Here is a 10,671-nt window from a genome sequence, read left to right as displayed (position 1 = left end):
TCACCGGAAGATTAAATTCAACAGAGTGTCCACAAGAACATTTTACATACACGTCCGTATAATACTCTGGGGAATTGTCTTTCTGTGTTGACACCTCAATAACTTTTCCGCAATTAAGGCACGATTCTGAATAGGTCTGTGAAAAATCACTGTTAAAGTCATACATTATTCTATTTCCTCCATACAATAAAAAAGGGAATCCGAAGACTCCCTGTTAATGTAAAAGTTTTTATCTTAGGTGTCAAGCCATTCTATGTACTTTCACACCATTCTCTTCCAAGTAGGATAGTCCTGAGCTATCGCGGTATGGATGTTGATAGTAAAACTCTACAACTCCAGCATCCACCATTTCAACAGCGCATTTCCTACAACAAGCATGAGTACAGAAGACGGAAGAACCAATGCTGGAATTGTTTGACTTCATTACACCGAACAAAGCATTCATTTCAGCATGGCGTACTTCTGGTCTTGTAACACCATTCTCGTCTTCTAGTGGGCCGTCAATACCTACAGGCAACCCATTGTACCCAACAGCCTGTATATTGTTCCCTTTGACGATAACAGCACCTACTTTGAGCCTTTCCCCAACAGAACATTGGGAGAAGACTTCAGCAGTACGCATATACGCCTGTTTGTGTTTAAGTTTCATTGACATGCCATGCACTCATCTTTACTTGCTTGAATGCCAGCTTTACTGTACACATAATACAAACCTAAGATGTTTGGGTCTAGGAATGCTTGCTTATGTACTTCGCTGATGTAAGACTCTTCCTCTTCAGCAGAGAAGAATAGGTTAAGTGACTGCCATTGATCTATATATTCAGCGCGAGAAGATGCCATACTAAGAATAGATTTCTGGTCTATCTCAAAAGCAGTTCTAAACACATCTTTTTCTTCATCGGTCAACCAATCTACATGCTGAACACTACCCATGGAATCCCGTATATCTGAAATATTTCGCTTATTATAAACACCTCGTTCCTTCATCAAGTCTAGTAGGATTGGGTTAACGCGATCAATTTCACCGGCAGGTGTTCGTTGTGTATATACCATAGCTGTGTCTGGGTTAATGCCTTCTGACACACCGCCCATAATCAAAGCTGTTGATTTAGTTGGTGCTACAGCAAGAAGGTGTGTGTTGGCTCTACCGTACCCCTTACACCATTCAGGTTCCCCCCACTGCTCTGAAACCCACTTAGTGGCTTTCTCTGCCTCTGAACGGATATGCTTGAATACATCGATGTTTAGAAGAACTGAGTCTAATCCGCCAAACGGCATACCTTTCTGCTGAAACAGTGTATGTAGTCCACAGACACCTAACCCAAGTGCCCTTCCTTTCTTTGTGGCTGCAATAGCCTTCTCTAGTCCGGGAACATTCTTACCTCTCTCAATAAATTCCTGAACAACACAGTCAAGGAATACGATAGATTCAAAAACAGCGTCGGTATCTTTCCAGTCATCCCAAAACTTCAGATTCATAGAGGCAAGCACACAGGTGTATGTATAATCAGGCCCGCTATGGAGCATGATTTCATTACAAAGCTGAGGCGCTTTAACATCTAGGTTGTTGTCTACATACCACTGTGGCCGCTTTGCGTTAGCTTTATCGTTAAAGAAAAAGTACCCCTTACCTGTAATCATCTTAGTTCTAAGTGCTGTCTGGTAACGATTAACTGCCTCAGCGTCCCCTTCCTCAAGTGCTTTGATAAAAGCATCGGAAACACACCACCCTACGTTGTTGCCGTCAGGTTCAGTTTCAAGATATGAGCAGACTTCGTAGAAATCTCCGTGGTCGATAGGGAGATATGCAGCCCAACTACCTCTCCGTGCAGTACCTTGTGCTACATACTCCATATCTTTCTGGAAGCCTTCAATTACAGGCAGTACTCCCGTCGATGTACCGCCAACACTGATACTACTTCCGCGAGGTCTAACATCCCCCAAGTAACCAGCCGTACCAAAACCCATCTTAGTAAGCATAGCTGTTTCATGCTTTGCTGAATAGATGTCGCTGATACTATCACCAACATAACTACCTGCACAACTGACTGGTAGACCACGCTGGGTGCCTGTATTAGCAAGCACTGGAGTGGACGGAGACAACCATCCCTTCCACATCAGATCAAAAAATTTAACTTTCCATTTATCTGGGTCTGGTGTATGTACGGCTAGTGTTGCAGCAATTCGTTCATATTGTTCTTTAGGGTTATCTGCTTGATATAGGTACTTCTCCTTAAATAACTGAAAACCACCTGTACTCCACCAATCTGGCACCAAGCCTTGAGATTGTAGCTTCTTCCGCTCTTCACTGAGGCGATCATAGATATTACTCATTTATTTCTCCTTTACCATTCAAAAGATTCTTTGTGCCAACCACGAGAGTATTGATTACCTTGACTGCTAAAGAAGTCAGTGGCTTGGTATCCGTTAATCCCTTTGTAAAACCATTCAGAAATAGGGTTGTACTCGACTTTGTATAGATTTTTGAAACCGAGGTTACGTAGACATAGGTTTATACGACTTTGTGCAAAGTGTTCTAGTTGAGTTGAAGTGATACCATCCATCTCACCTCGTTCAAATATCTTTCTGATGATTACCTTTTCGTGATCGTATACGGTATCGGCAGCACTGTAAATATCCTTCTCTAGCTCTTCAATATACTCATCATCAATCTCCCCTGCATCGTACAGTTCCTGTTTCAGTGTACGGAACAACCAAGCAGCCGCTTCTGCGTGTAGGTTTTCGTCCCGTGCTGAGAAGTTGATTCCACTAACAACATTTAGCAGTTTATTCTTACCTTGGCTCTGGAAATGTTTCAGGAAAGCAAAACTGGAGTACAGGATAGCACCTTCACCGAAGGTAAACGCACCCAATGAACGTAGGTCGTCTTTACCATGTAATGTCTTCTCTAGGAAATCAATACGTGCTTTAAGTTCTGGGTCATCTAGGTAAGATAGATAGAATTCATCGTTTGCCAGTCCAAGCTCTTCGTTAATCTTAGAATAGAATTTAGCGTGTACTTGAAGCTCCATTGCCGCGAACATAGCCGCCATTGGTTGAATGTCTGCTGGACGCGGGAACTTCTTAAATACAAAGTTCAACCAGAATTCGTCTCCGATGATCTGTTCATATAACGTAAACAGTTTTAGAGTGGTTATAGTGCCATGACGTTCTGATTCTGTCATATTCACCATAATATCTTGTTTATCTTTATGTACCTTTACCTCGCTGTGAGGCCAAAAGTGTTCAGCTTGCTCATCAGCAAATTCAACAGCCTCTGGGTAGTCAACAGTGAACGTCTCCTTTGGCGTTTTTATCCTGACCATATACTTCTCCTTAATTGGCTAAAAAGCCCTCCGTGGAGGGCAGGTTTGGTGGGCCTAGGCGGTTACGCTCCGCTCCTTCTTCCGTTTATGAGACGGCGGCTTTGCTATTAAGCCATAGGCCCGGAAACTTTGGGTAAAGAAGTTAGACAGAGAGTATTAGGTTCCTCTCATCAAACAACCCTAATGAATTGTACCCATAGGGTTTCAAAAATGCAACCACTTCATTCTCTTTTTCTCTGTCCAGCACTTCAATAACAAGAACGGGTTTCTCAAGCATTAGCGTACTATCCATACCCTTCAGTACGTTAAGTTCCCCGCCCTCTACATCAATCTTTATAACACTTTCATTACCTGTAGCAAAGTAGTTGTAGGGGTAAACACTTACATCATACTGCTGTGTTTTCTTCCCATCTGCTATCAAGCTGCCAGCAGAAGACAGATGTGTTTTTGGGTTGGTGTAGAAAGAGAGGTGTGTATTGGTGTCCGACAATGCAACATTATAACAATTACCGATTACATTGTTATCGAACATATTGTATAGCATACGATCATATACGGGTGGATTGGGTTCAAACATCTGCATCTTGTAGCCGCGTTTAGCTGCCCAAATACCATACAAACCTGTATAAGCACCAATGTCAGAGAATACACCTTTAGGTTCTAGTGTCTCTAGGAAAGCAAAGGTTTCAGGTTCAAAACTACCGTTTCGAGTGTATGATAACGCCACCATATCACCATCGTCTTTCAGACCAACTCCATTAACGAACATCCCATATCTCCTTTACTATTGATCTAAGATGTTGAGTTGTGCAATTTTTCATTACTTTTACCTATCAAAAATATCTGTATAAGGGAAACATGTAATTTTAGTTATTTTGTTGGCTGTATAAACTCGGATACCTCTTTCGGTTAATTGGGGAATTGCTGATTCAAATAAGTCTGGTAGATGTGCTAGACATTCACAGTAGGTTCCATCGAATTTGGGGCTTTGATCTCCGCTGATACCAAGTAAAATAATCTCGGATGCTCCTAGATGATATGCTAAATTCAATGCCCCATAAGCACTATTACCTGTAGCAATTTGATTTTGATCTTCGCATAATCCATAATGGCTACTTAAAAAACCATTCCCAGCAATGCGTTCAAGATAATGAACATTGTCGGGTCTTTTATTCCTCATGCATGATATAATTGCATCTGGGTCTCCAAACTCATTTGGAACGGCAGCTATATAACGGCAATCATACGGTTGCTCTCTCATGATCTTTTGATTAGAAGGAGAGGGGTCTAGTGTAAACCAATAATCAGTATGTTCTCTTGTTATGTCAATAGCTTGATTAACAGCTATCACATCATACTCATCAATCGGTTTGAATTTCAGTGCTTCCTGACTAGACCCAACTATAATAATTTTACAGTTTAACATTTATATCCTTCACGTCTTTCGGTCTAGGCTTCCCATGAAAACAAATAATTTTGGATTTACCAACGTCAACTTGTTTTGGCTTGAGGTGCTTTGGATATGACTTTATAATATGTGCTTTGTATGAACAGATATAATCATCTCCTAGTAACTCATCCCAACGCTTAATGTCATCACCTAGAACATAACGGATGAACTCTTGGTCGCCACGCATGGAAGCCATATAAGTGTCTGGTCGTTTAGCAAAGTTGTTGTAGAGAGAAATACCTAGTTCATTAGGGACATACATAATACCAGAAGCAGGTTTCTCTGGGAAGTAAAAGTCACTCAACATAATCAATTGGTGTCTATTACTATCCACTACCGTCACCATATCAATCAAGTCACCGACAATCACTGTATCCAAGTCGAATAGAAGAATATCATCACTGTACCCAAGGGCTTCAATCTTAGACCACCAACCTTCCCATCCATGTACCAGCGGTTGTGCTTGTATGTAATCTGGCACATCTCCATCTGTAAAGCAGATAAAGTCACCATATTGGGATAGGGATTCATGCAGCGCTTCCACATAATCTGAGTCGAAATCGCCGCCAGTCTTATACACACATGCTATTTTCAAGTTCTTTCTCCAATGTAGAACGTCTGATTGTCAGGGCAGTGTCTAATGAACAGTTCACCAAGTCAATACCTAGTTCCTTATATGCTTTATCTAGGTGATTGAAATTAACTATCCACTCATCAATACCATCCGCATTCCTAAATCCTTCGGGGTGGTCACCAAACCAATGTGTTTTATTCGTTTTCTTGCAATCGTAGCCTATTAAAACGATTTTAGTAGCGCCTAGTACCCTAGCAAGCTCTACAGCTAGAAGTCCGCTATTACCCCCATGAAATATTGATTTACCAATGTTTGAAGGTGTTTTATGAGTGTGCCATCCCTCAACCCTCTCCCATCGTGGAGTAGCCTTGTACGTAGTGTGTAATCGGCAGGAAGGGGAGACAGTGGAAATGACATCATTATAATATCTTCGCCACCATTTACTATCGGCAGCGAAGACATGTTGACATTTAGGATATAGGCGGTAGTTGTCGTTTACGCAGATTACAGTAGTCCCATCAGGAATGGAGTCTACCTGTTCCTGAGTTAGAGACGGGCCGGAAGCTACGCAAACGACTAACATTTACTGCATGTTACCTGTATTTTGTTGTTCTAGGAGAGCAGCATTCATGTACTCATTCAGGTAATCAGTCTCTTTCTGGACTTCACCAAGGTCAACCAACACTTTACCGATAGCAATCAGTTCTTGTGCAGACAACCCTTTCTTGTCCATAGTTGCTACGTAGTTTGCTACTTTCGTTGCATCAAATCGCATTATTCATTCTCCACATAATAGACGTTTTTACGTACATATCCAGCTACACTTTCTGTAGCCAATGCTTCTTTAAGGCCGAAGGTTTCATAGGTCGTCACAATTCTAAAACTACCTTCTACATCATTGAAGTCTTCATCGAAGTAGACAATCACAGCCCCTTTGTCAAAGTCAAAGTCTTCAATCAGATCAATGAGTTGTTGCTTCTGTGTGTTTCTTTTGAACTTAATGACACTCATTTAATACTCTCCTGAAACCAAATAGAGTTTATGCCAGAGAAAGCCAAGCTAGAGATTACAAATCCATAACCCTCCTCGTTGAAAATACCAACAACTGCCATTACGAGGAATACAACCATATTAAATCCGTAAAGATATTTCATTACAAGTCTCCCAATACAGGTTCTTTGAATTTATACGACTTCAGGATTTTATTCTTACCTCCATTCACTTTATCACCACGAATAACGTAATAGCCACCAACTTTCTTATAGCTTACATTCTCGTAGCGCAGGTCGTCCATGTAGCGAAGCACACTCATCTTTGCTTCTTCTTCTGTGGTGGCGAACTTACTGAAATTACTATCATTAATTCGCTTCAACAGTTCTTCGCCGTTAACGCCCATAGAGTGAAGCAGACCTGTAATTACTACGTACAAATCGCCTGCTGCATCCAAATGTTCAACTCTATCTTCAGCAGCCAACAGTTCTTCATACTCTTCTTTGATTAAGTCTAGGTAAAGGTAGAAGAGTTCTGTATCAGGTTTATGTGCATTTCCTGCTACGATGTTCCATTGATGTACTCTATTTATTTCACTCATTATTATAGCTCACCCCTTTGCCACTTGTGAAATGTCTGTAGGTCACGAGTAGCCAGTGTCATATTTGGGTAGCTGAATGGGCCTTCACTATCACCTACAAAAGATGTTGTGCCGTCTTTCTCGTGGATAAGCAAGCGATAACGAGTCACTACTTCGTTTGTCCCATCTGGAATATGCTTTGTTTCAGTTGCTTCTACATGCACATCCTTATAGTCGGGATGCAACTTATCTAGGATATTGATAATCCATGTAGAGCCTTGCACATCTTTAATCTTTGGTTTATTTTTCATTCATCATCTCCTTTTCCATTTCACGTTCAGATAACCATACCCAACAGGCTAGGTCAAGTCTATCAACATCCGACAACTCTAGTTCACCATTAGATTCGATTTTAGCACATGCCTTGAGCATAGCTACATACAGGTCAGCGGTTGCTGAGTCTTTAATATCTGCGTCACTCATTTTGATTTCTCCTTCTCAATAAGTTCAGATACATTTTCCTCCGAGTACCATCGAAAGTCAAGACTATCTGCCCACTCCGCCATAGAACGGCGTGTACCGTCTTTACGTCTAGTTGCTCCCGGCATTGGCGTATTAGGGTTCTGGAACACAAACACTAACTCTTCGTCTGTAAGGCTGTCACGAATATGTACGTACTTCTTTGCTTCTGCTGACGTTCGGAAACGTCCCTTTGCTTCTAATAGGATGTTACCTAGTTTGAAATCAGGTTCATACTTAGCCTCTCTTGCTGGAATAGTGTATTCTACTTTATCAGGGTGGTACTCGCACTCTTTAAGTGGCCCTTCAGCTAGGCGTTTCTCTAGTTTGGAGTCATATCCTTTAGTTCTTTTCCTCTTAGCCACCGTACTTCTCCTTGTAGAAATTACAATGTTCACGTACATTGCAGAAATGAACACACCTAATGTCTTCTCCTTCAACCACTTCAATGTACTCTTTACCGTCAGGTTTAGGGAGATTAGCAATGTACTCCTCTGCTTCTTGTCGTGAGTATAGCACACGTAACGCTGTCTTACGCCCTTTCCGCTTAACTTTGAATTGATCTGGTCGCGCCCACCTTTCTTCTTTGGTGCAGACACGGATTTGACCTAGTTTAGCATACTCCATATCAAGAATGCGTGATTTGATAAACTCTTCCACATCCTCATCTACCCATTGTGGGTAGGGGGTGCGGCAGAATAATGATTTAGGATAATCTGCCTTGAGTCCAACCTGTGTCTTTGCCCAATCCAATCCAAACCCGCTGATTTGTACGCTATCAACTTCATATCCAGCTTTCTTCAGCAAATAACATTGGTACGCAAGTTGCTGCTCGTGCTCCTTCTTACCTCCGCCAGTAAAGCTGAAGAGCTTGCTGAACTTATGATCCCACAAAGTCTTTTCTTGCTTGTCGTATAAGTCAAGTTGACTACTGACAATAAACTCTTTCTTGTCTCCCGGTGCTTCGGGTATATGGAAAGTGTGGTAGAGACGTTCCTCTACAATGTAGCGTGGGTTTCCTTTCAACGCCCATTCAATTTGATTATGACATGATGTGCCGATAAAAGCCTGTAGTTGGTCTGTAACGTCTTCTGGTGGATTGTGTATACGCTTCAGTTCTTGAACCATAGCGGGTTGTAGAAGAGAAGTAATAGAGTAGTCAGACTTACCAGAATCATACTCCCCTCTAGTTTTATCTACTGCTTCTACCAGCCATTCAGGTAGTCCTAGCCTGTTTTCCATCAATACTCAGCCTCTAGTTTAACGTAAGCATTACCAACTTGGTATTGGTTGCCTGCCTCCCCAAATGTAGAAGTATAAATAATATCAACCTCTACATCAGGTTTGAACTTATATCCAGTAGCCTGTTGAAACTCAACATAGGCAGTTCGGACAGCTTCTTTCAGTTTGTTAGCTTCGTATTCAATGTCCATTCACCACTCCAAAATATATTCAACATCAGTGAAACTACTGTTTTCGTACAAGTATTTCAGTAGATTTGTTTCGCCGGGAGCACATTCTTCAATCCAAACTTGATAGATTTCGTCGCCGTTAATCCCTACTGACCAACGAACATCGACAGCATTTAGGTCAGCGTAGTTGATTGCCCCTCGAACACCAGCATCTTGAGCCTTATCCAATAAGTATTGTGTTTCTTCTCTGATATTGATTAGTGTTTGTTTATTCATAGTGATAATCCTCTGGTAAAACAACGATTTTATTCTGTACCTGAAATGCACTTAGTGTTCCGGGTTTGCTGTTTTTAACACCTTGTACTGTAATGGAACCCCAATAGCCATCGTCCTCATTTATCTCAATGACTTTACCAACACCAAGAGGGTTATTCCTATTCGCTTTACCATAAGCAACTAAATCACCAACTTGTATCTTCTGTCCGAAAAAATCAAGCATTGCCATAATTACCTCCTATAAACCAAAAGCGCCCCGAAAGGCGCAAGTCTCCATTACTCAGGTTTAGTACCGTATTGTGCATACGGAAAGAAATAGGTGTCAGCTAGACGAATCACCTCTTTAGCAAAAGCATCCGCACCTTGATCAATTCCCAACTCTACTCCAGCAGCAACCGCTGTACTCAACACAGCATTAGCCTGAGTCATAGCGTTTTGGCGGAAAATAGAAGCCTCTCGCTTGTTCTCATTCTTAGCGTACTGCTGTTTAGCACCTTGTTGGTGTCCTGTAGCACGTTTTGTCACCTGAACCTTCCCTGCAATGTTGAAGTATTGTCCTTTCTGAACAGCGGGAAATGTTACTCTATCTCCTAAATTAGCTCTCGGTGTCTGGTCATCAGCAAACGCTGAATACTGACTGCCTGCCACCACAATGCCATGTCGATAACTACCGTTCTTTGTCGGTGCAATAATATAGTCTTCTACAACACCTTCTACTTGAATATCAGCCATTTTCTTTGGTTTCCTCTTAACTGTATTAGATATTGATTGTCCGGCGGTAAAGCCTTCTGGATCGTGAACTTCATAGTCACTGTCGTCAGCAACACCGCATACACCAGCCCAATCTACCATGTTTCCTCTCCAAGAAAAAGAGGGGCCGTTAAGCCCCTAGTTACTAGAACGGTATGTCTGAGTCGTCGTCATCAAAGTCAGAAGGTGCTTCCATAGCAGCAGGCGTTTCAGACTTACTCAGATCAATACCAAGTACATCATCAAAACCGCCTGAGCCACCACTGCTACCTTCGACATACTCAGTGATTTGAACAAGGTCAAGAGTCACATTCAACTGACCGTCAGCATTACGGTAGCCCCACATACGTATATTGGCTTTGCTTCCAGTTCCGATAGGTTTAGACTTATCCCACGGATTGCCTTGTTCATCCACAACGTTGATAACAACCTTGTCGCCGTTCTTCTTAAACTCTGGTGCAGTCAGAGAAACGCCGTGGAGTCCCTTAACAGCATCAAAGTTACGCTCACCTTCGGCTACTTGGTCTGACGTAGGGAACTTGATCTTCTTCTTCTTGTTCTTATCTACGCCAACTTCAGCGAACTGCTTGTTAATGAAAACACCGCCGTCATCAGTGTGTGATTCCAGCTTGTCACGAGTTGCTTGGTCTACGAAAAGGGTAACAGAAAACTCTTTGTCGTCAGACTGATACTTTTGCTTTGGGTTGAATAGGTTGGGGAAGTACATGACAGCATCGCCGCCTGTGATATACACCTGTTCGAACTTGCCGCTTTCTTTCACTACTACGTTCATA

General features: G+C 42.0%; 18 protein-coding genes and 1 tRNA gene. All 19 read right to left on the bottom strand.

All coding sequences use genetic code 11. The features are described from left to right. Nucleotides 1-241 precede the first annotated feature (241 nt). Nucleotides 242-649, bottom strand: a complete 408-nt coding sequence (locus tag ACYZZR_RS08140; protein ID WP_461533505.1) for a deoxycytidylate deaminase — start codon at nucleotides 647-649, stop codon at nucleotides 242-244. Beyond that, a complete protein-coding gene (locus ACYZZR_RS08135; RefSeq protein ID WP_461533504.1) occupies nucleotides 646-2,334 on the bottom strand; it encodes a ribonucleotide reductase N-terminal alpha domain-containing protein in 1,689 nt (562 codons plus the stop codon). Before ACYZZR_RS08135 ends, ACYZZR_RS08140 begins: the two co-directional genes overlap by 4 nt. A gap of 11 nt (nucleotides 2,335-2,345) precedes the next feature. Further along, complete coding sequence (locus tag ACYZZR_RS08130; RefSeq protein ID WP_461533503.1) at nucleotides 2,346-3,326, bottom strand: ribonucleotide-diphosphate reductase subunit beta; 981 nt, start codon at nucleotides 3,324-3,326, stop codon at nucleotides 2,346-2,348. Between the two features lie 46 nt (nucleotides 3,327-3,372). Next, a tRNA-Ile gene (locus ACYZZR_RS08125) sits at nucleotides 3,373-3,448 on the bottom strand. A gap of 20 nt (nucleotides 3,449-3,468) precedes the next feature. Continuing rightward, nucleotides 3,469-4,095, bottom strand: a complete 627-nt coding sequence (locus ACYZZR_RS08120; RefSeq protein WP_461533502.1) for an FkbM family methyltransferase — start codon at nucleotides 4,093-4,095, stop codon at nucleotides 3,469-3,471. Between the two features lie 57 nt (nucleotides 4,096-4,152). Further along, a complete protein-coding gene (locus ACYZZR_RS08115; protein ID WP_461533501.1) occupies nucleotides 4,153-4,752 on the bottom strand; it encodes a hypothetical protein in 600 nt (199 codons plus the stop codon). Continuing rightward, nucleotides 4,739-5,356, bottom strand: coding sequence for a hypothetical protein (locus ACYZZR_RS08110; protein ID WP_461533500.1), 618 nt, complete (start codon nucleotides 5,354-5,356; stop codon nucleotides 4,739-4,741). Before ACYZZR_RS08110 ends, ACYZZR_RS08115 begins: the two co-directional genes overlap by 14 nt. A gap of 577 nt (nucleotides 5,357-5,933) precedes the next feature. Beyond that, a complete protein-coding gene (locus tag ACYZZR_RS08105; RefSeq protein WP_461533499.1) occupies nucleotides 5,934-6,083 on the bottom strand; it encodes a hypothetical protein in 150 nt (49 codons plus the stop codon). A 41-nt stretch (nucleotides 6,084-6,124) separates the two neighbouring features. After that, entirely contained in the window at nucleotides 6,125-6,361 is a 237-nt protein-coding gene (locus ACYZZR_RS08100; protein WP_461533498.1) for a hypothetical protein, read from the bottom strand. A 142-nt stretch (nucleotides 6,362-6,503) separates the two neighbouring features. Continuing rightward, on the bottom strand, nucleotides 6,504-6,941 hold the full coding sequence (locus tag ACYZZR_RS08095) for a pyrophosphohydrolase domain-containing protein (protein ID WP_461533497.1): 438 nt from the start codon (nucleotides 6,939-6,941) through the stop codon (nucleotides 6,504-6,506). 2 nt (nucleotides 6,942-6,943) lie between these two features. Then, the gene (locus ACYZZR_RS08090) at nucleotides 6,944-7,204 is read right to left on the bottom strand and encodes a hypothetical protein (RefSeq protein ID WP_461533496.1); all 261 of its coding nucleotides are present in this window, start codon (nucleotides 7,202-7,204) and stop codon (nucleotides 6,944-6,946) included. Nucleotides 7,205-7,220: 16 nt separating this feature from the next. Further along, entirely contained in the window at nucleotides 7,221-7,403 is a 183-nt protein-coding gene (locus ACYZZR_RS08085; RefSeq protein WP_461533495.1) for a hypothetical protein, read from the bottom strand. Next, nucleotides 7,400-7,804, bottom strand: a complete 405-nt coding sequence (locus tag ACYZZR_RS08080) for a PDDEXK family nuclease (RefSeq protein WP_461533494.1) — start codon at nucleotides 7,802-7,804, stop codon at nucleotides 7,400-7,402. The genes ACYZZR_RS08085 and ACYZZR_RS08080 overlap by 4 nt, the downstream gene beginning before the upstream one ends. Further along, nucleotides 7,797-8,681 (bottom strand): hypothetical protein, encoded by an 885-nt coding sequence (locus ACYZZR_RS08075; RefSeq protein ID WP_461533493.1) that lies wholly within the window; start codon nucleotides 8,679-8,681, stop codon nucleotides 7,797-7,799. The genes ACYZZR_RS08080 and ACYZZR_RS08075 overlap by 8 nt, the downstream gene beginning before the upstream one ends. Then, complete coding sequence (locus ACYZZR_RS08070; protein WP_461533492.1) at nucleotides 8,681-8,872, bottom strand: hypothetical protein; 192 nt, start codon at nucleotides 8,870-8,872, stop codon at nucleotides 8,681-8,683. Before ACYZZR_RS08070 ends, ACYZZR_RS08075 begins: the two co-directional genes overlap by 1 nt. Then, on the bottom strand, nucleotides 8,873-9,127 hold the full coding sequence (locus tag ACYZZR_RS08065) for a hypothetical protein (RefSeq protein WP_461533491.1): 255 nt from the start codon (nucleotides 9,125-9,127) through the stop codon (nucleotides 8,873-8,875). Then, nucleotides 9,120-9,356: a hypothetical protein gene (locus ACYZZR_RS08060; protein ID WP_461533490.1), complete on the bottom strand. Its 237-nt coding sequence runs from the start codon at nucleotides 9,354-9,356 to the stop codon at nucleotides 9,120-9,122. The genes ACYZZR_RS08065 and ACYZZR_RS08060 overlap by 8 nt, the downstream gene beginning before the upstream one ends. Nucleotides 9,357-9,403: 47 nt before the next feature. Further along, nucleotides 9,404-9,979 carry a hypothetical protein gene (locus tag ACYZZR_RS08055; RefSeq protein ID WP_461533489.1) on the bottom strand — a complete coding sequence of 192 codons (576 nt, stop codon included), beginning with the start codon at nucleotides 9,977-9,979 and terminating at the stop codon, nucleotides 9,404-9,406. 43 nt (nucleotides 9,980-10,022) lie between these two features. Then, entirely contained in the window at nucleotides 10,023-10,670 is a 648-nt protein-coding gene (locus tag ACYZZR_RS08050; protein WP_461533488.1) for a hypothetical protein, read from the bottom strand. Nucleotide 10,671 lies beyond the last annotated feature (1 nt).

The sequence above is a fragment of the Sinomicrobium sp. genome, assembly GCA_029266035.1.
In the GTDB taxonomy this organism is placed as follows: domain Bacteria; phylum Bacteroidota; class Bacteroidia; order Flavobacteriales; family Flavobacteriaceae; genus Sinomicrobium.
Note: the sequence above shows the minus strand (reverse complement) of the source record. Positions and strands in the feature narration are given on the sequence as shown.